This window comes from Ovoidimarina sediminis (assembly GCF_032586175.1).
Classification (GTDB): Bacteria; Pseudomonadota; Alphaproteobacteria; order Rhodobacterales; family Rhodobacteraceae; genus Ovoidimarina; species Ovoidimarina sediminis.
The window spans coordinates 86,360-109,382 of sequence record NZ_JAWHTE010000004.1 but is presented as its reverse complement, the minus strand read 5'-3'; the positions used below and the strand labels follow the sequence as shown (position 1 = coordinate 109,382).

At 65.6% G+C, this 23,023-nt stretch carries 24 protein-coding genes; 8 read left to right on the top strand and 16 right to left on the bottom strand.

Annotated features, from left to right (window positions below; all coding sequences use genetic code 11):
- Positions 1 to 3 precede the first annotated feature (3 nt).
- A complete protein-coding gene (locus tag RXV90_RS06705; RefSeq protein ID WP_316647731.1) occupies positions 4 to 2,952 on the bottom strand; it encodes a helicase-related protein in 2,949 nt (982 codons plus the stop codon).
- Positions 2,953 to 3,187: 235 nt separating this feature from the next.
- Between RXV90_RS06705 and RXV90_RS06700 the strand changes: the two genes are divergently transcribed.
- Positions 3,188 to 4,027: an OmpA family protein gene (locus RXV90_RS06700; RefSeq protein ID WP_316647730.1), complete on the top strand. Its 840-nt coding sequence runs from the start codon at positions 3,188 to 3,190 to the stop codon at positions 4,025 to 4,027.
- 67 nt (positions 4,028 to 4,094) lie between these two features.
- Here the strand turns inward: RXV90_RS06700 and RXV90_RS06695 are convergent, their stop codons facing one another.
- The gene (locus tag RXV90_RS06695) at positions 4,095 to 4,646 is read right to left on the bottom strand and encodes a tetratricopeptide repeat protein (protein WP_316647729.1); all 552 of its coding nucleotides are present in this window, start codon (positions 4,644 to 4,646) and stop codon (positions 4,095 to 4,097) included.
- A gap of 67 nt (positions 4,647 to 4,713) precedes the next feature.
- Between RXV90_RS06695 and RXV90_RS06690 the strand changes: the two genes are divergently transcribed.
- Together RXV90_RS06690 and RXV90_RS06685 are read left to right on the top strand one after the other, a co-directional pair.
- The gene (locus tag RXV90_RS06690) at positions 4,714 to 5,001 is read left to right on the top strand and encodes an SCP2 sterol-binding domain-containing protein (protein ID WP_316647727.1); all 288 of its coding nucleotides are present in this window, start codon (positions 4,714 to 4,716) and stop codon (positions 4,999 to 5,001) included.
- Positions 5,002 to 5,007: 6 nt separating this feature from the next.
- Positions 5,008 to 5,955: an alpha/beta hydrolase gene (locus RXV90_RS06685; protein WP_316647725.1), complete on the top strand. Its 948-nt coding sequence runs from the start codon at positions 5,008 to 5,010 to the stop codon at positions 5,953 to 5,955.
- On the opposite strand, the gene RXV90_RS06680 is transcribed toward RXV90_RS06685, so the two are convergent.
- The 6 genes from RXV90_RS06680 to scpA all read right to left on the bottom strand — a co-directional run bounded on the left by RXV90_RS06680 (position 5,947) and on the right by scpA (position 11,525).
- Complete coding sequence (locus RXV90_RS06680; protein WP_316647724.1) at positions 5,947 to 6,711, bottom strand: HpcH/HpaI aldolase family protein; 765 nt, start codon at positions 6,709 to 6,711, stop codon at positions 5,947 to 5,949. The genes RXV90_RS06685 and RXV90_RS06680 overlap by 9 nt on opposite strands.
- Positions 6,712 to 6,799: 88 nt before the next feature.
- On the bottom strand, positions 6,800 to 7,717 hold the full coding sequence (locus RXV90_RS06675; protein ID WP_316647723.1) for a ketopantoate reductase family protein: 918 nt from the start codon (positions 7,715 to 7,717) through the stop codon (positions 6,800 to 6,802).
- A gap of 65 nt (positions 7,718 to 7,782) precedes the next feature.
- Positions 7,783 to 8,115, bottom strand: a complete 333-nt coding sequence (locus RXV90_RS06670; protein WP_316647722.1) for an MAPEG family protein — start codon at positions 8,113 to 8,115, stop codon at positions 7,783 to 7,785.
- Positions 8,116 to 8,129: 14 nt separating this feature from the next.
- Entirely contained in the window at positions 8,130 to 8,267 is a 138-nt protein-coding gene (locus RXV90_RS06665) for a hypothetical protein (protein WP_316647721.1), read from the bottom strand.
- Positions 8,268 to 8,457: 190 nt separating this feature from the next.
- A complete protein-coding gene (locus RXV90_RS06660) occupies positions 8,458 to 9,084 on the bottom strand; it encodes an imm11 family protein (RefSeq protein ID WP_316647720.1) in 627 nt (208 codons plus the stop codon).
- A 320-nt stretch (positions 9,085 to 9,404) separates the two neighbouring features.
- Entirely contained in the window at positions 9,405 to 11,525 is a 2,121-nt protein-coding gene (gene scpA / locus RXV90_RS06655; RefSeq protein ID WP_316647718.1) for a methylmalonyl-CoA mutase, read from the bottom strand.
- Between the two features lie 102 nt (positions 11,526 to 11,627).
- On the opposite strand from scpA, the gene RXV90_RS06650 reads away from it, so the two are divergent.
- Both RXV90_RS06650 and RXV90_RS06645 read left to right on the top strand, forming a co-directional pair.
- Entirely contained in the window at positions 11,628 to 12,113 is a 486-nt protein-coding gene (locus RXV90_RS06650; RefSeq protein ID WP_316647717.1) for a DUF4174 domain-containing protein, read from the top strand.
- Between the two features lie 134 nt (positions 12,114 to 12,247).
- Positions 12,248 to 12,835, top strand: a complete 588-nt coding sequence (locus tag RXV90_RS06645) for a hypothetical protein (RefSeq protein ID WP_316647716.1) — start codon at positions 12,248 to 12,250, stop codon at positions 12,833 to 12,835.
- A gap of 15 nt (positions 12,836 to 12,850) precedes the next feature.
- Here the strand turns inward: RXV90_RS06645 and RXV90_RS06640 are convergent, their stop codons facing one another.
- From RXV90_RS06640 to RXV90_RS06620, 5 genes are all read right to left on the bottom strand, one after another.
- Positions 12,851 to 14,851: an acetyl/propionyl/methylcrotonyl-CoA carboxylase subunit alpha gene (locus tag RXV90_RS06640; protein WP_316647715.1), complete on the bottom strand. Its 2,001-nt coding sequence runs from the start codon at positions 14,849 to 14,851 to the stop codon at positions 12,851 to 12,853.
- Between the two features lie 246 nt (positions 14,852 to 15,097).
- A complete protein-coding gene (locus RXV90_RS06635) occupies positions 15,098 to 15,298 on the bottom strand; it encodes a hypothetical protein (RefSeq protein ID WP_316647713.1) in 201 nt (66 codons plus the stop codon).
- A gap of 337 nt (positions 15,299 to 15,635) precedes the next feature.
- Positions 15,636 to 15,986: a hypothetical protein gene (locus RXV90_RS06630; RefSeq protein WP_316647712.1), complete on the bottom strand. Its 351-nt coding sequence runs from the start codon at positions 15,984 to 15,986 to the stop codon at positions 15,636 to 15,638.
- A 126-nt stretch (positions 15,987 to 16,112) separates the two neighbouring features.
- On the bottom strand, positions 16,113 to 16,241 hold the full coding sequence (locus tag RXV90_RS06625; protein ID WP_316647711.1) for a hypothetical protein: 129 nt from the start codon (positions 16,239 to 16,241) through the stop codon (positions 16,113 to 16,115).
- 229 nt (positions 16,242 to 16,470) lie between these two features.
- A complete protein-coding gene (locus tag RXV90_RS06620) occupies positions 16,471 to 18,003 on the bottom strand; it encodes an acyl-CoA carboxylase subunit beta (RefSeq protein ID WP_316647710.1) in 1,533 nt (510 codons plus the stop codon).
- 203 nt (positions 18,004 to 18,206) lie between these two features.
- Between RXV90_RS06620 and RXV90_RS06615 the strand changes: the two genes are divergently transcribed.
- Positions 18,207 to 19,427 (top strand): multidrug effflux MFS transporter, encoded by a 1,221-nt coding sequence (locus RXV90_RS06615; RefSeq protein ID WP_316647709.1) that lies wholly within the window; start codon positions 18,207 to 18,209, stop codon positions 19,425 to 19,427.
- A gap of 60 nt (positions 19,428 to 19,487) precedes the next feature.
- Entirely contained in the window at positions 19,488 to 20,873 is a 1,386-nt protein-coding gene (locus RXV90_RS06610) for a helix-turn-helix domain-containing protein (protein ID WP_316647707.1), read from the top strand.
- A 16-nt stretch (positions 20,874 to 20,889) separates the two neighbouring features.
- Here the strand turns inward: RXV90_RS06610 and RXV90_RS06605 are convergent, their stop codons facing one another.
- Both RXV90_RS06605 and RXV90_RS06600 read right to left on the bottom strand, forming a co-directional pair.
- The gene (locus RXV90_RS06605) at positions 20,890 to 21,144 is read right to left on the bottom strand and encodes a YdcH family protein (RefSeq protein WP_316647705.1); all 255 of its coding nucleotides are present in this window, start codon (positions 21,142 to 21,144) and stop codon (positions 20,890 to 20,892) included.
- Positions 21,145 to 21,219: 75 nt separating this feature from the next.
- Positions 21,220 to 21,600, bottom strand: a complete 381-nt coding sequence (locus RXV90_RS06600; protein WP_316647702.1) for a RidA family protein — start codon at positions 21,598 to 21,600, stop codon at positions 21,220 to 21,222.
- Positions 21,601 to 21,684: 84 nt separating this feature from the next.
- On the opposite strand from RXV90_RS06600, the gene RXV90_RS06595 reads away from it, so the two are divergent.
- Positions 21,685 to 22,095 carry a (R)-mandelonitrile lyase gene (locus tag RXV90_RS06595; RefSeq protein ID WP_316647701.1) on the top strand — a complete coding sequence of 137 codons (411 nt, stop codon included), beginning with the start codon at positions 21,685 to 21,687 and terminating at the stop codon, positions 22,093 to 22,095.
- Positions 22,096 to 22,114: 19 nt separating this feature from the next.
- Here RXV90_RS06595 and RXV90_RS06590 read toward each other — a convergent pair whose 3' ends face one another.
- Positions 22,115 to 22,900, bottom strand: coding sequence for a HalD/BesD family halogenase (locus RXV90_RS06590; protein WP_316647700.1), 786 nt, complete (start codon positions 22,898 to 22,900; stop codon positions 22,115 to 22,117).
- Positions 22,901 to 23,023: the final 123 nt, after the last annotated feature.

Below are 23,023 nucleotides of genomic sequence, written 5' to 3'. Positions count from 1 at the left end.
GGATCAATCCTTCGACTTCAGCCCCATGAGGGCCGCGGCGAACGGGTTGTCGGGGTCGATCCTGTCGGTCTTCGGCGGGCGCGAGGAATAGGTTTTCGCCTTGTTGTTGCCGCCGGGCCCCTTCTGGCCCTTGCCGCCTTTCGGGCCGCCCTTGCCCTTGCCGCGCTGGCCGCCCTTCGGCGCGCCCTGCCTGCGGTTGCCGCCGCCCTGGCGGGGGCGGTTTCCGACCCAGGTGAAGGTGTAGAAGACCTCGATTTCGGGGGCCTCTGCTTCGGGGGCCTCTGCTTCGGGGGCCTCTGCTTCGGGGGCTTCGGCCGCATCGGATGCCGGCGCTTCCGGCGTGGCAGTGTCTTCGGCAGGGGCCGCTTCAGACGATGCCTCTTCGGCAGCGGGGGCTTCTGCCGGGGCAGCCTCCGTTTCGGCGGGCCCTTCGGCTGCCGGGGGTTCGGCGCTCACGTCCGCGGGCGCGGGTTCCGGTTCCGCCACCGGGGCCCCTTCCCCGTCGCCGCCCGGGACACCCGCGCCGGCAAGCGCCGCGTCGGCCTCGGGCGCCGGGGGTTCGGCGGGGACGCGGATCTTTTCGCGTTCGCCACGCTCGGCCTTGTAGCCCAGCCCCTCCATCAGGTTGGCGAACTGTTCGAGCGTCATGCCGGTGATCGAGAGCATGTCGGCCTTCGCCTCGAACCCGCCGCGGCTGTCTTCGGCGCGGAGCATATCGGCCAGGCGTTCGAGCATATCGATGCGGATCGCCCGTTCGCCGGCCGCGCGGTAGCCCGCCTTTTCGTGGTAACCGTCCGGGGCGGAGGTGTCGGTGGGAACCGTCACGAGGCCCGGGGGCGGGCTTTCGGGGAATTCCTGAAAGCCTTCGGCCAGCGACCAGAGCACGAGGCGGAGCCGCGTGGGCGCAGGTTTCAGAAGCGCCGGCATGAAGATCGTGAACTGACCGAAGCGGATGCCGTGCTTGCGCAGCAGCCCGCGCGCGTCCTGATCGAGGGATTTGACGTCCTGCGCGACATCGGCGCGGCGGATGACGCCCAGCGCCTCGACCATCTGGAACGCGAAGCCCTTGGCGAGGCCGGTGAGGGTTTCGTCCTTCTGAAGCGCGATCAGCGGTTCGAAGAGCGTGGCGATCTTGCGATCGATGAAATGCTGAAGACGGCGCTGGACCTTGGCCGCGACCTCGGCCCCGGCTTCGTCATCTACGAAGGGTTCGATCCCGGGTTTCAGGGCATCGGCGCCGGCGACGAGCTTGCCTACCGCGTGTTCGCCCCACATCAGCCCGCCCTGTTCGGTGAAGTCGATCTCGGTATCGGGCGCGTTGTAGAACCGGTCGGCGCGCAGATGGAACTGGGGGCCGAGCGCCGGGAGGCTGGCCTGGCGGACGGTTTTCGCTTCGTCCGGTGTCGCGCTTTGATCCTGCCGGAAGCGAAACCCTTCCAACTTGCCCACGAACTGACCTTCGACAGTCACTTCGCCCTTGTCGTTCACTTCGGCCAAAAGGGCCTCCTTCTGTTTCAACCGGCGGAGAAGGACACTCGTCCGCCGGTCGACAAATCTTTGCGTCAGCGCGTCATGAAGCGCATCCGACAAGCGGTCTTCTACAGCGCGGGTCTCTCCGCGCCAATGGCTTTCGTCAGTTGTCCAGCCGTTGCGCTGGGCGACGTATGTCCATGTGCGGATATACGCCAATCGTTTGGACAGGGTATCGATATCGCCATCGGTGCGGTCGATGCGCTTGATCTGGCGGGCGAGCCAATCGTCGGGGACGCGGCCGTTTTCGTGGAGGTAGCCGAAGATGGCGTGCAGCAGCGAGGCATGTTCGGCGTGGCTGATGCCGCGGAAATCGGGGATGCGGCAGACATCCCACAGGAGTTTCACCGACTGGGGCGAGGTGGCGCGGGCGGTGACCTCGGCGGTATCGCTGAGCGCCTTGAGGGCGGTGAGATCGTCGGCCTCGCGGGCGCGCAGGAGCCAGTCGTCGGCGGTGGGCTCTTCCAGCGACCGGATCAGATGTTCGGGGCTTGCGAAGTTGAGCGCCGGGTTGCGCCACTGGAGTTTGCGGATCGGGGTGAAGCGGTTGTCGATGATCGCCGCGACGACCTCGTCGGGAATGGGCGGCGCCTCGCCGGTGACGCCGAAGGTGCCCGATTTCTGGTAGCGCCCGGCGCGGCCCGCGATCTGGGCAAGCTCGTTCGGCTGAAGGGGCCGCATGCGGCGGCCGTCGAATTTCGACAACGCCGAGAAGGCAACGTGATCGATATCGAGGTTGAGCCCCATGCCGATGGCATCGGTGGCGACCATGTAATCGACCTCGCCCGACTGGTACATCTCGACCTGGGCGTTGCGGGTGCGCGGGCTGAGCGCGCCCATGACGACCGCCGCACCGCCTTTCTGGCGGCGCAGGATCTCGGCGATCGCATAGACGTTTTCAACACTGAAGCCGACGATGGCGCTGCGGGGCGGCATGCGGCTTGTCTTTTTCGAACCTGCCCAGGCAAGTTGGGAAAACCGTTCGCGTCTTTGGTAGCTGGCTTCTGGCACCAGCGCCTGGATCGCTCCGCGCATGGTTTCGGCACCGAGAAAGAGCGTTTCGTGGGTGCCGCGGGCGCGCAGGAGCCGGTCGGTGAAGACGTGGCCGCGTTCGGGATCGGCGCAAAGCTGGATCTCGTCGACGGCGAGGAAATCGGGGCCCAGGCCCTCCGGCATCGCCTCGACCGTGGCGACCCAGTACTGGGTGCGCGGCGGCACGATGCGCTCTTCGCCCGTAACAAGGGCGACGACGGAGGGGCCGCGAAGGGCGACGATCCGGTCATAGACCTCGCGCGCGAGAAGCCTGAGCGGCAGCCCGATCACGCCGGTGCGGTAGCCCAGCATCCGCTCGATCGCGTAATGTGTCTTGCCGGTGTTGGTGGGTCCGAGGACCGCGACCACCCGGCCCCGTTCGCCTGCCATGAACTGTCGTCCGCTCGATTCGAGGCGACTAAACCGGACGCGCGGGGGTCTCACAAGGGCGACTGGTGCCGTTTCGGCGACAATGCCTCAATTTCGCCGTGAACGCCGCGCGAGGCCCGGCCAATGTGACCGAAATTGGGCGAAAGTTAGGTCAGATCCGGGCCGCAGTGTAATCCAGTTCTCGTTCGAGTGTGTTTCGGACGTGTTGTCGAGTGTAGCGAGTGAGGATCCCCCCATGTTCCGTCCCAAGCTTTTTCAAATAGCCCTCTTGGCCGGTGCGGTTGCCCTGTCGGGATGTGCGACGGCGCCGGAGACGACCCGGACGACGGGGATCGGGCTTGAAACGCAGGCCGCGGTGCGGGGGACGGGGCGGATGCTTTCGGCGCTGTCGGCGGAGTTTCGTCGCGAGGTGCCGCATGTCATCAACTTCGACTTCGATTCGACGGTGCTCGATGCCGAGGCGAAGCGGCGGCTTGACGCGCAGGTGGCGTGGATCCGCAAGCATGCGAACGTGCGCTTCGCGGTGACGGGCCACGCCGACAGGGTGGGCAACCTGGCCTATAACGAGGCGCTGGGCCTCAAGCGGGCGCAGGCGGCGGTCGAGTACATGGTGACCCGCGGGGTGGCGCGGACGCAGCTTGTGGCGATGATCTCGGAAGGGGAAACCGATCCGGTAATCGCGACCGAGGCGCGCGAGCGCGCCAACCGGCGGGTGGAAACCGATGTGCTTGAGCTGATCCGCGAGGATGATCCCGCGGCGCTGGCCATGCTGGACGATGCGACGGGCTCGATCAGCGGCAACGGGGGCGGCTCGCCGGACGGGAACGGCGGGGGCACGCCGGACGGGAACGGCGGGGGCACGCCGGATGGCAATGGCGGGGGCACGCCTGACGGCAACGGAGGCGGCACGCCGGACGGGAACGGCGGCGGCAATGGTGGCGGGTCCGACGACAACGGCGGCGGACGCGACAAGCCAGGTAAAGGCAGCCAGGCCAATTCGGGCCGCGGCAACGGCGATGAAGATCGCGACCCCGGAAAGTCCGGCGGCAAGAACCAGGGCGGCGACGAGCTCTAAGCCAGCCCTGCGGTGGGGGATCGGGGCGCGCCGGGGGCACAGGCGCGCCCCGATGCATTTTTCGGGATCAGATGTCTTCGCCCTCGACCGAGCGTTCGAGCCGGCGAATCGTCTCTGCCAGCCCCTCGCGGTGGGGATAGATCTCTTCCACCGCGCGATAAGCCTCGAGCGCGCCCTCCGGCTCTCCGATCTCTTCGAAGATGAGGCCAAGCCCGCCCAGAGCCCCGAAGTGGCGGGGATTGCGCGCCAGGGTTTCGCGGATATCGGCGAGCGACGGCCCGTAGAGCCCGGCCTGGAAATAGGCCGTGGCGCGGGCGTTATAGGCCTCGGCCCAGTCCGGCGCGTGATCGATGAGCGCGGTGAAATGTTCGATCGCCAGCGCGGGATCGCCGTCTTCCAGCGCCTTCCGCCCGCGTTCAAGCAGGAAATCCATCGAATCCGAGCCCGATCGAGACCATTCTTCCCAGATCTTCGCCTCGATCTCGGACGCCGCCGCGCCCTCGGCCTCGCGCAGGAGATCGAAGAGCGGATCAAGCCGCGCCTCCTGTGCGGCCCCCATCGTAACCGACAGAATTAGTGCCGCAACGGCAGATTTGATCGGAACCCTGAAGCGCGTCATACATTTCATGATAGGGCCATTTCCGGAGGAAGCGAGCCCCAAGACCTCACATCTGGGAGAGACGTGGATGAGCGATACGATTGACGCGGCCGTGGCCGCACTGAACGACAAGATGAACGGCGGCTTCGACGGCACAGCGAAGTTCGTGATCGAGGGCGAAGGCGCGATCATGGTGGACGAAAGCGGCGCACGCGCAGGCGATGAGGCGGCCGATGTGACCATGACGGCGGATAGCGAGACGTTCCAGGCGATCCTGTCGGGCGATCTTGATCCGACCGCGGCCTTCATGGGCGGGCGCCTCAAGGTGGACGGCGACATGGGGGCCGCGCTGCGCCTTGGCGGGGCGCTCGGCTGAACTGCGATGCCCCGTGACGCTGCGCCATATCACGCTGACCTGGCCGAGGGGCCGGAGACCGCGCGCGCGCAGTGGCTGAGGGCCGATGACGGGGTGAAGATCCGCGCCGGGATTTGGCCCGGCGGGCCGGAGGGCACGGTGTTCATACTGCCCGGCCGGTGCGAATATATCGAGAAATATGCGCAGCTTGCGGGTGATGTGCTGGCCCGCGGCATGACCGCTTTGTCGGTGGACTGGCGCGGCCAGGGCCTTTCCCAGCGTTTGCTGAAGAATCCCGATATCGGGCATGTGCGACATTTCCAGGATTACCAGGCCGATGTGCGGGCGCTGATTTCCTGGGCCGAGGCAGAGCGGCTGCCGCGCCCGTGGTTCATGCTGGCCCATTCGATGGGGGGCGCGATCGGGCTCAGGGCGCTGACGCGCACGCCGGTCTTCGCGGCTGCCGCGTTTTCCGCGCCGATGTGGGGGATCTTCATCACGCCGCGGCTGAAGCACCTGTCCTACACCCTGCCGGTGATCGCGAAGACCGTGGGGCTGGGCGGCACGCGGGCGCCGACGACGAACACGGCGGATTACTTTCTGCACGCCCCGTTCGAAGGGAATTTCCTGACGAGCGACAGAACGCAGTGGGACCGGATGCAGCGGCAGGCCCGCGCGGTCGACCGGTTCCGGCTGGGGGGCCCGAGCCTCATATGGCTGGGGGAGGCGCTGGCGGAAACGCGCGCCCTGCAGCGGATCGCCCTGCCCGATATCCCGGCCCATGTGAGCCTTGGCACCGAAGAGAAGATCGTCGAGGCGCCGGCGGTGACGCGGCTTGCGGAACGCTGGGAGAGCGCGAGTTTCACGCTGGTCGAGGGGGCCGAGCACGAGATACTGATGGAGCGGCCCGGAATCCGGAGTGCCTTTCTCGACCGGTGTTTCGCGACCTTCGCGAAGGCGCGGGTTCTAGCCTGAGCCCTTGATGTCGGCCGAAACGGCGCGGGCGCCCTGGGCCATCCATGTCAATTCGGAGGCGACGAAGAAGACGGTGACGCCGTGTTCGGCCACGAGGCGCGCACGTGCCGCATCGCCCACGAAGGTGACATTGGCCTTGCCGCGGGCCTTGCAGGCCTCGCCGACGCGGGCATAGGCGGCCATCAGTTCATCCGACGTCTGATCCGTCTTGCCCATCGCGACGGAAAGATCCGCGGGCCCGATGAAAAGCCCGTCAATGCCCGGCGTCGCGGCGATCGCATCGGCGGCCTCGACCCCGGCCGGTTCCTCGATCTGGGCGAGGACGATGGTTTCCTCGCGGGACTGGGCGAGGATGTCGGCCATACCGCGCGAGTTGAAGCCGGCCCAGCGAGTGGAGCCCGCGAAGCCCCGCCCGCCATTGCCGAAACGCGCCGCACGGGCGATGTCGGCCGCCTTTTCCGGGCTGTCGATATGGGGGCAGACGACGCCCACCGCGCCGGAATCGAGCGCCATGAGCAGGTTCTCGGGCGTGGCGGCGGGGACGCGCACCAGCACCGGGAAATCGAGCGCACGGGCGATGGCGAGGCATCCATCCATGCGCGCGCGGTCCACCGGGGCGTGTTCGGCATCGATGCAGATGAAATCGAGGCCGGTTGTGGCGAGGATCTCGACAAGTTCGATGGCCGGGACCTTGAGGAAGGTTCCCACGAGCGTCTCGCCCGCGAGCATCCGCGATCTCAGGGTTGCAAACGACATAAGGCCCCTCCTCCTTCAGTGCCGGGCGAGCCTAGGCCGGTTGGCGGGGAACGGAAAGCCCCTGCCCGCCCCTGACCTCCCCTGACCGTCAGCCGCCTTCGCGCCAGGGGGCGAGGAGCGCGTAGACGGTTTCCGATGCCGTGACATCGACACCGAGCGCGCGGCCGCGGCGCGCGACTGCGCCGCAGGTGAAATCGATCTCGAGGGGGCGGCCTGCCTCGAGGTCGTGGGCGGTGGAGGTGCGGCCGTCGGCCGGCACGACCTCCATGAAGATGCGAAAGGTGTCGGCCACCATGGCTTCGGGCAGCGGCACGCCCTCGGCACGGCCGACCTCCCAGGTTTCCTGCATGAGGCGGCGGGCGAGGGCCGCGGTTTCCGGCGTGTCGCGGAGCGTGCCGAAGCGTTTGCGGGTGCCGGCCGTCAGGCTGGAGGCCGCATTGAAGAGAACGAGCTTGGCCCAGAGATCGATGCGGACATCTGGGTGATCGGGGCTTTCGATCCCGGCGTTGCGGAACAGTGCGATGATATCCTGAACGGGGCTTTGGGTGCCGTTCATGGCGCCCACGGTGAAGCCGCGCACGGCGCCGTAGCGGGTGATGACGCCGGGGGCGGTGATGTTGGCGAAGAAGCGGCTGACGCCGATCAGCGCGCGATCCTTGCCGAAGGCGCGGGCGAGCATGTCGGGGGCGTCGACGCCGTTCTGGAACGGCAGGAGACGGGTGCCGTCGCCGACGGCGGGGCGGACCTGTTCGATGGCGTCTTCGAGCTGGTGCGCCTTGACGGCCATGATGATGAGGTCGGGCTGGCCGATCTCGCGCGCATCATCGGTGAGGGTGGCGGGGGTGATGGTGAGGTCGCCCTCGGGCTCGATGAGGTGGAGGCCGTTCTCGCGGATCGCGGCGAGTTGCGTGCCGCGGGCGAGGAGTTTCACGTCGCGGCCCGCGCTGGTGAGCTTGGCCGCGAGATAGCCGCCGATTCCGCCGGCGCCGACGATGGCGATATCCATAGGTCCCTCCGAAGTGTGCGTCTTGAGGGAGAGTGGCATGGGGGTGTGGGCGCCGCAACCGGCGCTCAGGCGACGGTGCGCAGGATGGTCACAAGCGCAGCGAGCACTGTGGGATAGAAGGTTGCCGCGAAGCCGAGGCCCCGGAGCGGAGGGGAGATGTGGTAGCCGACCCAGAAAAGGAGCCGGGCGATGAAGAAGGAGATGGCGAGGGCGAGGACCGTGCCCATGCCGAGAACGACGCCCGCTGCAGGCCAGAGGACGGCCGCGAGGACAAGTTGTTCGGTGGTGTTCTGCAGCACGCGCTGGTCGATTTCGGCCGGGCCGGAAAGCGGCTGGCCGTCGATGATCGTGTCGTCGAAGAAGCGGCGCCCTGCGATGCGGCCGACCATGGCGGCCATGGGGAGCCCGGCGATCAGGGCCGATGTGGCGGCGACTTCGGGGGCGTAGAGGGGGAGCTTAGCGTCTCGAGGCGCGGGCCGATCCAGAGGACAACGAGGGACCAGAGCAGGCCGCCGGCCATGCCGAGGAGGATCTGGGGGCGTTTGGTCATCGGAGCGTCCGCCGCGGTTTGGTCGGGCGAGGGTGGCACGCCAGGGCGGGGGCGGCAACCTGGGCAGGATCAGGCGCCGGGGAGGTCCCGGCTCTGGGCCGGGACCGGGTCAGGCGGCGCGGCGGTCGACGCCGTTCACCTTTGGGTGCGGAGCTTTCCCGACAAAGCCTTGCGCGCGACCTCAAGCGGATCAGTGTCGGTAGATGACCCGGCAAGTGGAGAGTGAGAGCCTGGCATTGAGCTTTGCGTCGTCCAGCGCTCTTTTCAGCCTGTCCGAGATGAAGAAATGAAGGGGAAGGCGTTCGCCTTCGGTCCAGATGTCGGCGCCGCGGGTGGCGGAGTCGGTGACCGCGACGGAGCCATCTTCGATCTTTATGAGATGCCAGATGTCCTGCTCGTCTCTGTACATGCGGCGCAGTCCTGTCGACTGTTCGGGCAGGAACGCGCCCTTGGCGCCGGCTATGGATAGGAGTTCGTAGTCGCCGGCGCATCGTGTCGTTCGATCGTGTTCGAAGACGTCGACGTCGTAGAGTTTGCAGTCACCGAGGTCAAAGCCGCGGAGGACATCGGCGAAGCGTTTGGAGACGATGCTGTAGCCACATCCTTCAAAGAACTCCGGGAGGCGGCCTATTGGTTGAGGCTCTTTGGCGTAGAGCGCCCGTGCGACCATGGCTTGCGAGAGCGCATTTCCTACTCTGGCCAAGGAATGGGCGTGGAGAAACTCTTTCGTTCGATTCTCGGAAACATCGGAAGTAAAGGGCCGGATGAGGGTCGTATCGCGGAGGGCTTCGCTTATCCATACGCGCTGGTCGCTCATATTCTTCTGACGCTCGGTGGAGTGTTGCGTGTCATCGGTGGTCTTTAGAAGACTTGGTCTTGTCCTGTCATTTACGAGCCTTGCATAGCTCAAGCTTGTTCCAAAAGCCGGTTAACAGCGGCGTCAGCCGCCCGGCCAGCGCAGGCCCGTCCGGCGGGTCTGCGCTTTTGCTGATGATGGCGCGCAGCGAGGCGGCAGGGGAGATTGCGCAATAAAGCTGCAAGGCGACAGGTAGGGACGCAGCCCCAAGGGGCCTGCGCTGGCCTCTCGTTTCGGGGGGCCGTCGGGGGACGAGGTCCCGGATCAAGTCCGGGACTGCGTCACGCCGCGCGCCGCTCTCCGATCAGCGTCAGGATCTCGCGGGCCGCGTCGGGGATGTTGGTGCCGGGGCCGAAGATCGCCGAGACGCCGTTGGATTTGAGGAAGTCGTAATCCTGTTGCGGGATCACGCCGCCGCAGATGACGAGGATGTCGTCGGCGCCCTTCTCTTTCAGCGCTTCCACGAGTTTCGGAGCGAGCGTCTTGTGGCCCGCGGCCTGGGAGGAAATGCCGATGACGTGGACGTCGTTGTCGACGGCATCCTGCGCGGCCTCTTCGGGGGTCTGGAACAAAGGCCCCACGTCGACGTCGAAGCCGATATCGGCAAAGGCCGTGGCGATGACCTTGGCGCCGCGGTCGTGGCCGTCCTGGCCCATCTTGACGACCAGCATGCGGGGGCGGCGGCCCTCGGCCTCTGCGAAGGCCTCCACATCCTTCTGGATCGCGGCGAAGCCTTCATCGCCCTCGTAGGCCGCGCCGTAGACCCCGGCGAGGGTTTTCACTTCCGCCCGGTGGCGGCCGAATACCTTTTCCATGGCCATGCTGATCTCTCCCACTGTGGCGCGTGCGCGGGCGGCCTCGACGGCCGCCGCGAGGAGGTTTCCTTTGCCGCGCGCGGCGTCTTCAAGGGCCGCGAGTGCGGCCGCGCAGGCCGCCGCATCGCGGGACGCGCGGGTTTGTTCGATCCGTGCAACCTGGGCCGCGCGCACCTTGTCGTTGTCGATGTCGAGGATATCGATCGGGTCTTCGAAGTCCTTGCGGTATTTGTTGACGCCGACGATCACCTCTTCGCCCCGGTCGATCATGGCCTGGCGGCGAGCGGCGGTTTCCTCGATCCGGAGTTTGGGCATGCCGGAGGCGACGGCCTTCGTCATGCCGCCCATGCCCTCGACCTCTTCGATCAGGGCCCAGGCCTTGTCGGCCAGTTCGGCGGTGAGGCTTTCGACATAGTAGGAGCCGGCAAGCGGATCGACGACATTGGTGATCCCGGTTTCCTCCTGCAAAATCAGCTGGGTGTTGCGCGCAATTCGTGCAGAGAATTCGGTCGGAAGTGCGATGGCCTCGTCGAGCGCGTTGGTGTGCAGGGACTGGGTGCCGCCAAGGACGGCGGACATCGCCTCATAGGCCGTGCGGATGACGTTGTTGTAGGGATCCTGTTCCTGCAGGGACACCCCGGAGGTCTGGCAATGGGTGCGGAGCATGCTGGAGCGCGGATCCCTGGGCGAGAACTCGGCCATGATCCGCGACCAGAGAAGGCGGGCGGCGCGGAGCTTTGCCGCCTCCATGAAGAAGTTCATGCCGATGGCGAAGAAGAACGAGAGGCGAGGTGCGAATTTGTCAACATCCATGCCTCGGGCGATGGCGGCGCGGACGTATTCGCGGCCGTCGGCGAGGGTGAAGGCGAGTTCCTGGACGAGGTTCGCGCCCGCCTCCTGCATATGGTAGCCGGAGATCGAGATGGAGTTGAAGCGCGGCATCTCTTTCGACGTGTATTCAATGATATCCGCGACGATCCTCATAGAGGGTTCGGGCGGGTAGATGTAGGTGTTGCGCACCATGAACTCTTTCAGGATGTCGTTCTGGATGGTGCCGGAGAGGGCCGCGCGATCGACGCCCTGTTCTTCGCCCGTGACGATGAAACTGGCGATAACGGGAATAACTGCGCCATTCATCGTCATGGAAACGCTTACTTTTTCGAGAGGGATGCCATCGAAGAGGATTTTCATGTCTTCGACGGAATCGATGGCGACGCCCGCCTTGCCCACATCGCCGAGGACGCGGGGGTGATCGCTGTCATAGCCGCGGTGGGTGGCGAGATCGAAGGCGACCGAGACGCCCTGCTGCCCGGCGGCCAGCGCCTTGCGGTAGAAGGCGTTCGATTCCTCGGCGGTCGAGAAGCCTGCGTACTGGCGGATCGTCCAGGGGCGGCCCGTATACATCGTGGCACGGACGCCGCGGGTGAAGGGGGCGACGCCGGGTGTGCCACCCATATGCGAAAGGCGGGCCGTATCCTCCTCTGTATAAAGGGGTTTTACGGAAATGCCCTCAAGCGTTTCCCAAGTCAGATCGTCGAGCGGGCGGCCCCGGAGCTCTTTCTCGGCGAGTGATTTCCAATCGGTCATCGGACCCTCCTGACATGTCCGCGCACGGGAACGTGACCCGGTGTTGCGGAGCCCTTCGTTTTGGCCTTCGTCTGCCCTATATCGGAGAGAGACGGAGGCGGAATGACAGTGCGTATTCTCTTGATCCTTGGCGCATTTCTGATCGGCGCGGTGCCAGCGCTGGCGACCGACGGGTCGACCGACAAGGCCGGCGATCCGGTGGCGATGTGGCTTGCTGACCCGGCGACGCACTTTACGGGCTCGGAAGTGGATATCGAGGCGTTCAAGTGGATCGCGCGGCCCGTGGTTGTGTTCGCCGATACGCCGGCAGATCCGGCATTCCAGGAGCAGATCGAGCTTCTGGATGCGCGGATCGGGGCGCTTGTGGACCGTGACGTGGTGGTAATCACCGATACAGATCCCGCCGCGCGATCGGAGCTTCGGCGGAAGCTGAGGCCGCGGGGGTTCATGCTGGCCATCATCGGCAAGGACGGGGGCGTGAAGTTGAGAAAGCCCCTGCCCTGGGACGTGCGCGAGATCTCGCGCTCGATCGACAAGATGCCGCTTCGGAAGCAGGAAATCCGCACGAGGGCCCAGGCCGCGGAGTGAGTGTTCCCGGTTCGGGGATGGTTTGGTGACGGCCGCCGCGCGGTTAACCAAGCTTTGCGCCCCTCTCCGCCCCAATCCCGCCACAATCCGGCCGAAGCCTGAGGGTCATTCGGGACAGACGGGTTTCGGGCCCCATGATCGACCTTGTTTTTGATGCGGTCCGCACGGGCCACATGCTGTGCTTTGCCATCGGGATCGGCGGGGCCGCGTTTCTGGAGCTGAACGTCGTCAGGCGCTTCCATCACGTGATCGAGGAAGAGGGCCTGCGGCTCATGCTGTTCGGGCACAAGCTGATCAAGGTGGCGCTCATCGGCCTGTGGTTCACGGGGCTTGCGCTTCTGTTCCTGCGGCTCGGCGTCTATGGCGGGTCGTTTTCCGACAAGCTGGGCGCGAAGCTGGTGGTCGTGACGCTTCTGACGCTGAACATGTTGCTGATCGACCGGGTGGTGCTGGTCGAAATCGTGCGCTTCGAAGGCGCGGGCGTGGCGGAGATCCCTTGGCTGAGGCGCGGGCGGCTGGGGGCGATTGCGGGGTTTTCCGCGGGCTGCTGGATTGCCGCCCTGCTGCTGGGCGGGATCGGTTATGCCAAGACCATGGCGGCGGGTGAACTGGCGGCGGTGCTGGCCCCGCTCCTCCTCGGCAGCGCAGCGCTCGGCTTCGGCGCGGCGCTGGCCGCCGGATGGATCCGGCGGCCAGGCTACGGGCTTGTGCCCGGAGAGTGAGGGGGCGCGTGCCACCTATTCGAACTCCATGATCACATCGTCGACGGCGAGGCTGTCACCCGGTTTCGCGTTGATCTTCGCGACCGTGCCCTTCTTTTCGGCGCGAAGGATGTTTTCCATCTTCATCGCCTCGACCGTGCAGAGCGCCTGGCCTTCCTGAACCTCCTGCCCTTCCTCGACATCGACCTTCACGATGAGTCCGGGCATGGGACAAAGCAGGAGTTTCGACGTATCCGGCGGCAGCTTCTCGGGCATGAGGGCGGCGAGTTCGGCGATGCGCGGCGTGAGGACACGGGTGCGCAGATCGGCGCCGCGGGTGCGGATGCGGAAGCCCCCCGAAAGCTTGCCGACCTTCATCACCAGAGGCGCGCCGTCGACCGTCATTTCCGCCAGCGTGTCGCCAGGCGTCCAGTCGCCCTCGACGCGTGAGACCTCGCCATCGGCGAAGGTGACGGTTGCGCCGCCATGATATGCCTCGATCGTGACGTCATAATCCGCCTTCCCGATCCGGACCTGCCATTCGCGGCCCACCCGGCGTTCGTGATTGTCCATCCGGCCGGTGACGCGGGTGCGACGGATTTCGGCGACGCGGTGCATGGCCGCGACCGAGGCCGCGATGCGGCGGAGCGCGGTTTCCCCCAGATCGACGCCCTCGAAACCGTCGGGATATTCCTCGGCGATGAAGGCCGTCGTCATGTCGCCCGAAATGAATTTCGGGTGATCCATGACGGCGGACAAGAAGGGAAGGTTGTGGCCGATGCCCTCGACCTCGAAGGCGTCGAGCGCGATGCGCATCTCCTCGATCGCCGCGGAACGCGTGGGGGCCCAGGTGCAGAGCTTGGCGATCATCGGATCGTAATACATCGAGATTTCGCCGCCCTCGTAGACGCCGGTATCGTTGCGCACGGCGCGTTCGGAGGTGGCCACTTCTTCGGGCGGGCGGTAGCGGGTAAGGCGCCCGATCGAGGGCAGGAAGTTGCGGTAGGGGTCTTCGGCGTATAGCCGGTTCTCTATGGCCCAGCCGTTGATGCCGATATCGTCCTGGGTGAGCGAAAGCTTTTCGCCTGCGGCGACGCGGATCATCTGTTCGACAAGATCGATGCCGGTGATCAGTTCGGTCACCGGATGTTCGACCTGAAGCCGGGTGTTCATTTCGAGGAAGTAGAAGTTCTTGTCGCCGTCTACGATGAATTCGACGGTACCGGCGGAGGCGTAGCCGACCGCATGGGCGAGCGCGAGCGACTGTGCCCCCATAGCAGCCCGTGTTTCGGGATCGAGGAAGGGCGACGGTGCCTCTTCCACAACCTTCTGGTTCCGGCGCTGGATCGAGCATTCGCGTTCGTTCAGGTAGACGCCATTGCCGTGCGTGTCGCAGAGCACCTGGATTTCGATGTGCCGGGGGTGGGTGACGAACTTTTCGATAAAGATGCGGTCGTCACCGAAGGAACTGGCGGCTTCGTTCTTCGACGACTGGAAGCCTTCGCGGGCCTCGGCGTCGTTCCAGGCGATGCGCATGCCCTTGCCGCCGCCGCCGGCGCTGGCCTTGATCATCACCGGATAGCCGATGTCGTTCGAGATTTGCACCGCCTCGTCGGCATCCTCGATCAGGCCCATGTAACCCGGGACCGTCGAAACGTTGGCTTCCTGCGCGATCTTCTTCGACGTGATCTTGTCGCCCATCGCCTCGATCGCGCCCTTGGGGGGCCCGATAAAGGCGACGCCCGCCTTGTCGAGCGCCTCGGCGAATTTCGGGTTTTCCGAGAGGAAGCCGTAGCCCGGGTGCACCGCCTCGGCGCCGGTCTGGCGGATCGCCTCCATGATCCTATCAATCACGATGTAGGACTGGTTGGCGGGCGGCGGGCCGATATGCACCGCCTCGTCCGCCATCTTGACGTGAAGCGCGTCGACATCGGCGTCGGAATAGACCGCGACGGTCTTGATGCCCATGGCGCGCGCCGTCTTGATGACGCGGCAGGCGATTTCGCCCCGGTTGGCGATCAGGATTTTCTGGAACATGCCCTCTCCTTCCCGGGCGCGGCGATGGCGCGCGCCTTCTGAGTATGTGGTGCCGCGAGGGCGCCGCAGCAGGGCGCCCCGGCGGGGAACTGTCTATGTTCGTGGGGTGATGGCCGGGATCGGCCCGCGGCTGCGCCGTTGCGGCAGATCGCGGTGAGCGGACGAAGCGCTCCGTCCCGGCACCCCTGAGAGGCGCCGGGCGGTGATGTCAGGAAATACGACGTCCGGCGTGAGGCCGGAAAGGTCTTAGCAGAGGTCGGTGAGATCGTCGCAGAGTACGCCGGCGGCTGCACCGACCGCCGCGCCGGTGACCACGTCGCCGTCAAGCGCCGCTGCGCCGACCGCGCCGATGGCCGCGCCGGATGCGCCGCGTTCCAGATCGCTGTCGCCACAGGCCGATAGCCCGAGAACCGCCACGATCGCGATGAATGAGAGTGTCTTCCGCATGCCCTTATGCCTCCATTGCCGGTTATATAGCGTGCTGATAGCCCGGAATATCGCCCGACCCTAGCCTGAAATGCGATATCAACGCCCTGATCGGCGTCAATTCGCGCGCCGAAGTTGCCGGAGAGAAAGGAGTGCGGTCCGACCATGAGAAGGCCGGACCGCGTAGAAGGGGAAGGGTAACCGTTTGTACTTATGCGGCCGGCAGAAATTCTGGGGGATGCCAGCCACTGTCTGAAGATGGGCACTTCACCGCGCGATTCAAAGGGCGGAATTCGCGCGGGACGTGTATCCGCTGGATTCTGCCGGATCTGCGGCGGTCTAGGCGGGAAATTGCCGATCATGAGCCGTCGAATGCCTCCGGAAAGCTTTGCCGGGCGACGCGTTCGTCAATCCGCAGCATGGCGTCGTAATCGGCAGGGTCGAAGGGATCCTCGGCCGGGACGACCTCGCGTTCGAAAAGCCAGCTCAGACGCCCCGCGTCGAGATTGCCGCGAGGAAAGGGCTCTGCCCCGAATTGCGCCCAGAGCGCGGCCATGAACCCCAGATCGGCGCGCCTGTCATCCGGGCGGCGATCGGCGTGGCGGGCGCGGGCCTTCAACGGGGTGACCCCGCGCGGATTGGCGCGCCGGATGGTGAACTGGTGATCGGTGCCGGGAAGGCGCGAGGGAAAGCCGCGATGCTTGATCATCGCCCTGCCCCCGCAGGCCTTTCAAGGCCTGTGAAAAAAGAAAAGCCGGCACCGGGGCATCCCCTGGTCCGACCTGCGTACTGGATGGAGGGCCGGACGGGCGCGAGCGCCCGTCCGGTCAGTTCATCAGAACTTGCTCGACATGGGTTCTTCCATGACGGGCTCAACGATGACAACTTCTTCTTCCTGCTGAGCGCAGGCAGCCGCCAATGTGACGAGGCCGAGAACGACGAACGCCTTAAAGGTCTTGGACATCTCTGTCTCCGTTTTCTGTGTCGGGCGGCCCCGTGTCTTTGACCGGAACACTGCCCCTCGTACCAGGTACGGGTTTCCATGAACCCAATGAAGAGTCTAACCAAATGCGCGCGGAGATGCCAAGCGGAAGCAGCAGTTACGGCAAAATGCGGCTGAGACCGCGCGTACCGTGGCGCGAATGCCACGACCCGCCCCGGCGGAACGCCCCCATATGTCGGCAACAGCAGCATCACAGCGGGATGTTATCGTGTTTCTTCCAGGGCAGCTGGCGCTTCTTGGTGCGCAGCATGGCGAAGGCGCGGGCGACGCGGCGGCGGGTGGAATGTGGCTGGATCACCTCGTCAATGAAGCCGCGCTCGGCCGCTTTGAAGGGATTTGCGAAGTTTTCTTCATATTCCGATGCGCGCGCGGCGATCTTTTCGGGATCCCCGAGTTCCGAGCGGTAGAGGATTTCGACCGCGCCTTTCGCGCCCATCACCGCGATCTCGGCGGTTGGCCAGGCATAGTTCACGTCGGCGCCCAGATGTTTCGAGGCCATGACGTCATAGGCCCCGCCATAGGCCTTGCGGGTGATGACCGTGACCATGGGCACCGTCGCCTCGCCATAGGCGAAAAGCAGCTTTGCCCCGTGCTTGATGACGCCGCCATATTCCTGGCTTGTGCCCGGGAGAAAGCCCGGAACGTCGACGAGGGTGAGAATCGGGATCTCGAAGGCATCGCAGAACCGGACGAAGCGCGCCGCCTTGCGCGAGCTGTCGATGTCGAGAACGCCGGCGAGCACCATGGGCTGGTTCGCAACGACGCCCACCGTCGAGCCTTCGATGCGGATGAACCCCGTGACCATGTTCTTCGCGAACTCTTCCTGGATCTCGTAGAAGTCGCCTTCGTCGGCGATCTTCCGGATCAGTTCGGTCATGTCGTAGGGGGTGTTCGGATTCGTCGGGATCAGGGTGTCGAGGCTTGCCTCGATTCGGCCGGGATCGTCGTAGAAGGGCCGTGTGGGGGCACGGTCGCGATTCGAGAGCGGCAGGAAATCGACGAGACGGCGGACTTCCATCAGTGCCTCGACATCGTTTTCGAACGCCTTGTCGGCAACGGAGGATTTGCGGGTGTGGGTGGTGGCACCGCCCAGTTCCTCTGCCGTGACCTGTTCGTTCGTGACCGTCTTCACGACATCAGGGCCGGTGACGAACATATAGGAGGAATCCTTCACCATGAAGATGAAGTCGGTCATGGCAGGCGAATAGACCGCCCCGCCCGCGCAGGGGCCCATGATGACGGAGATCTGGGGGATGACGCCCGAGGCCTCGATATTGCGCTTGAATACCTCGCCATAGGCCGCGAGTGAGCCCACACCCTCCTGGATGCGGGCGCCGCCGGAGTCGTTAATGCCGATCACGGGCGCGCCGTTCTGCACCGCCATATCCATGATCTTGCATATCTTGGCGCCGTGGGTTTCAGAGACAGAGCCCCCGAGCACCGTGAAATCCTGGCTGAAGACGTAGACGAGGCGGCCATTGATCGTGCCCCAGCCGATCACCACGCCGTCGCCGGGGTGACGGTGTTCGGCCATGCCGAAATCGGTCGTCCGGTGGGAGACGAACATGTCGTATTCCTCGAACGAGCCGTCATCGAGCAAGACCTCGAGCCGTTCGCGGGCTGTGAGCTTGCCCTTGGCATGCTGGGCCGCGACACGCTTTTCGCCGCCTCCGGCGCGGGCCGCCGCGCGGCGGCGTTCGAGTTCGTCAAGAATATCGGACATGGGTGTTCCCTCCCCCACCGTTTGCTCCTTCCTGCTAGCGCAGGCAGCGGGCCAAAGACAGCGGGAATGCGCAAATTTGCAAATCATGTGAAAACTTACTTTGCATAATTGCAAATGTGCAAAACATACCTCCGCATTCCCGCACATGGGACGCGACGGTTGCGCACGTGGACAGCGCCCCCGCTTCCCTCTATGTGCCCGATATGACACGAGATCGCGGCGTGCGGTTTCTCGACCGCACCACGCCCCCACACATTGCGACGCTGATATTGCTCGCCGGTCTCGGCGCGTTGAGCATGAACGTTTTTCTTCCGTCGCTGCCGGGCATGGCCGTCTATTTCGACGCCGACTACCGTGTCGTGCAGCTGTCGGTCACGGTCTATCTGGCGATGAACGCGGTGCTTCAGCTGTTCATCGGGCCGATTTCCGACCGCTACGGGCGGCGGCCGGTGATCCTGGCCGGGATCGCGATTTTCATGCTGGCGACGCTGGGCTGCATCTTCGCGCCAACAATCGAGGTGTTCCTGGCATTCCGGATGATCGAGGCCGCGATCATCACTTCGCTGGTGCTGAGCCGCGCGATCATAAGGGACATGGTGCCCCAGAACGAGGCGGCCTCGATGATCGGTTACGTCACGATGGGGATGGCCGTGGTGCCGATGATCGGGCCGGTTTTCGGCGGGGTTCTGGACGAGCTTTTCGGATGGCAGGCGAATTTCTGGCTGCTGTTCCTCGCCGGGGGCGCGATCGCCTGGCTGACCTGGACCGACCTAGGCGAAACGGCGCCTCTTGAAGCCACGAGTTTCCGCGAGCAGTTCGCGGATTATCCCGAAGTCTTCGGGTCCCGCCGGTTCTGGGGGTATTGCGCGGCGTCGGGCTGTGCGAGCGGCGCATTCTTCGCCTATCTCGGCGGCGCGCCTTATGTGGGGACCGAGGTTTACGGGATGAGCCCCGCGACGCTGGGCCTGTTCTTCGGCGCCCCCGCAATGGGCTACATGGTGGGCAACGGCATATCGGGACGGTTTTCGGTGCGCTATGGGATCAACCGGATGATCATCTGGGGGGTCGTGATCTCGGCCATCGCGCTGAGCATCCTTCTTGCGCTGGATCTGATCGGGTTCAGCGGGCCGTTCCTGTTCTTCGGCTTCGCGATCTTCATCGGCCTGGGGAACGGGCTGGTGATTCCGAACTCGATGGCGGGGATGCTTTCGGTGCGCCCGCACCTTGCGGGATCCGCGAGCGGCCTTGGCGGCGCGATCACGATCGGCAGCGGGGCGGCGCTTTCGGCGCTGGCGGGATCAGTCCTGACGCTGGGCGGCGGGGCGCTTCCCCTGATCGCGCTGATGCTGACCACAACGCTTCTGTCGGTCGTGGCCGCATTCTACACCAACGCCGTCGCGCGGCAGGTTGGGGCCTCGGGCTGAAGACGGTTGCCGCGGCGCCTTTGCAAAGGCTATTCCTGGCTTTGCAAAGGAGCGTTGTGCATGGCGGTTCAGAAACATTATGCCGGGGCGAAACTTCGGGAGATCCGGCAGCGGCTGGGCCTGACGCAGAAGGCCTTTGCGGGGCAGCTTGGCGTGTCGCTGCCCTATCTCAACCAGATGGAGAACAACCATCGCCCGGTGTCGACGACCGTGGTGCTGGCGCTGGCACGCGAGTTCGGGTTCGACGTGGCGGAACTGGCCGAGGGCGATGCGGAGCGGCTGGTGACGGATATGCGCGAGGCGCTGGCCGACCCGGCCTTCGCAGACGACATGCCCGAGCTTGCGGACCTCAGGCTCGTGGCCTCGAATGCGCCGGTTTTCGCGCGCGCCTTCCTTGCGCTGCACCGGGCGCACCGGGCCGGGCAGGAACGGCTTGCCTCGCTTGACGAGGCGCTGGGACAAGGGGTGACAGCGGCGTCCCCCTGGGAAGAGGTGCGGGATTTCTTCCACTATTGCGACAATTATATCGACGCGGTGGACCGGGCGGCGGAGCGGATGGCGCGTGGCGGCGATGCCGTGGCCGCGGCGTCGGAAGCGCTGGAGGCGCGGGGTGTCACGATCCGGGACGGGGCGAATGGTGGCCTGAGGCGGTACGATCCGGAAACGAAGACACTGTCGCTGTCGGCGGTGAGCGACCCGGCGACACGGCGGTTTCAGCTTTTGCACCAGGCGGCGCTCTTGCTGCAGAGCGATCTGATCGAGGCGACACTGGATCTGGCACGGTTCCGGACCGAGGAGGCGCGGGCGATCGCCCGGGTGGGCATGGCGAATTACTTCGCCGGCGCCGCGCTTCTGCCCTATGGCGCAATGCTAGAGGCCGCCGGCGCCTTGCGCCACGATCTTGAGGCGCTGGCGGGGCGCTTCGGCGCCTCGATTGAACAGGTGGCGCACCGCTTGTCGACGCTGCAGCGCCCGGGCGCCAAGGGCGTGCCGTTCTTCTTCGTGCGGGTCGATCAGGCGGGCACCATCACCAAGCGTCATTCGGCCACGCGGCTTCAGTTCGCGCGCTATGGCGGGGCCTGCCCCCTGTGGAACGTTCACCGGGCGTTCGAGACGCCGGGGCGCTTTCTGAGGCAACTGGCGGAGACGCCCGATGGCGTGCGCTACCTGTGCCTCGCGCGGGACGTGTCGAAGCCGGGGGGGCGGTTCGACGCGCCGGTGCGGCGGTTCGCGATCGGGCTTGGCTGCGAGATCGCCCATGCGGGCGCGCTCGTCTATGCCGACGATCTGGATGTCACGAACGCGCGGGCGTTCCAGCCGATCGGGATTTCCTGCCGGATCTGCGAGCGTCGGGATTGCCACCAGCGCGCCGTGCCGCCGCTGGAACGGCGGCTTGAGATCGACGTGAACCGGCGGGGAACCCTGCCCTATACGGTTGGGGGCTAGGGCGTTTCCGGCGTGGCTATTCTGCCGCTGCAACCTGCTCGGTCAGCATCTGGTAAATCCGGTCCTTCAGGACCATGCGGCGGCGGCGCAGTTCGGTTTCGGCCGCCATGCTCATGGGCTCGACAAAGGTTTCGGCCCGGTGCACCTGACGGTTCAGATCATGATACTCGTCGGCCAGCAGCCGGAAATCGGCATTCGACATCTTGAGATCGTGGATCCGGTCGGTGAATTCGGGGAAGTCCGCGGCAAGCTCATGAGGGGTGTGAGACATGGGTGTGTCACTCCAAAAAACCTTTCGCGCGCCTATGGAGCCTGACAGATGGGTGCCAGGTTTCCTTGATTTCGATCAAACGGGCAGGCGTGCCGTGACTTCGATCTCGATTTTCATCTCCGGCTCCTGAAGGCCGGCCGTCAGCATTGTGGCGGCGGGGCGAATTTCACCGAAGACATCGGATGTCACGGGCCAGCAGGCGGGCCAGTCGGCGGCGTCGGGCAGGATGTAGCGGACGCGGACGACATCGGCCATGGATGCGCCCGCCTCGTCAAGCGCCGCGGCGATGGTGGCGAGCGCGTTGCGGCACTGTTCGGCCACGTCTTCGGGCATCGTCATGGTCGCGTAATCGTAGCCCGTGGTGCCCGCGACGAAGACCCAGCCGTCCGAAACGACCGCCCGGGAATAGCCGATGCTGCGCTCGAATGGGGAGCCGGTGGAGATAAGCCTGCGCATGGACCCCCGGGTATCGGCAGGATCGGGACTTGGCAAGCTTCCCTGCGGGACGGCCGCGGATTAAGAATGAAACCGCAGAAGAGAATGGCAGGTGAGACGATGATTTTTTCCCCCAAGGATACGCGGCCCGCGAGCCGGATGACGCCGGACTGGTTTACCGGCGAGGTGGATCTCGTGCGGCTGATCGAGGCGCCGGAGCCCGCGCGGCTGCGCGCATCTGTGGTGACGTTTCAGCCCGGCGCGCGGACGAACTGGCACACGCACCCTTTGGGCCAGACGCTTTACGTGATCTCGGGCCGCGGGCGGGCGCAGCGCGAGGGCGAGCCCATCGTGGAATTCGGGCCGGGCGATGTGCTGTTCTTCGCGCCGGGCGAGCGGCACTGGCACGGGGCCGCGCCCGATTGCGACATGGTTCACGTGGCGATGCAGGAAGCGCTGGACGGGAGCCATATCGACTGGGCGGAGCCGGTGACGGACGAGCAGTACGGCGGATGAGGCCGGGGCCGCGTCGGGATCAGCCGGCGCGACCGTAGAAGCCGATGCGCTCCTCATCCGAGAACCCCACGCCGGGTTCTGCAAAATAGGAAAAGACCGCGATGATGCGGGGGCGGTTGCCCTTGACGGGGGTAACGCGATGCGCGGTGTTCCGGCCCTTGAAGATGTTGAGCGTGCCCGGAGCGAGCGGCATGCGCGTGGCGGTGGTGTGGCCGTCGAGGAGGGCCGCGACGCCATCATAGTTGGGATCAGTGTCGGATCTGAGATCGCGGGCGTATTCGAAGGTGCCACCCGCCTCGGGCGCCTGGAGGAGGAGTGTCGTCGTGAACTCCGACCGGTCGAAATGCCAGTTGAGCGCTTGCCCGTCGCCGTAGCCCATGACGTTCACGCCCGCGAGCGAATCGTCCATCGGGTGGAGCGCAGGCTTCTCCATCACCGCCGCGAGGAAGCGTGCGAAGGGGGGCCAGAGATAGAGCCGTTCCGGAAGGGTGCGGTGCAGTTGATCGGTGCAGAGTGTGCGGTTCGAGGTGTCGAATTGCGTCAATGCAGGGTGTGACGGGTCGAGCCCCGGGATCTCGCGCCGGAAGTATATGTTATGGCGGCGGGCATGTGTGAAGCCTTCGGCGGCGAGTTTTGGCGCGAGGACGCGGGCGGCGGTGGCCGCCGCCTCCGGCTGCGCGAAGCCCGGGAGGTTGACGAGGCCGTCATGCAAGAGGGTTGCCCGGGAACTTGCGACCAGGTCGTTCCAGCACGGGCTGTCCGGGGCGTCTAGCGGGAAACGGGTGAGATCGAGGACGTCATGCATGGTTCGCGATCCGTTGCGTATTTTTTTCGATAGCACGCGACGGAGAGGTCCCGGGTCAAGCCCGGGACAGCGGCGCGGGCTTCGAAATCGCAAGCTGCAGCCCGCGGTGATGGAACGCGGTGC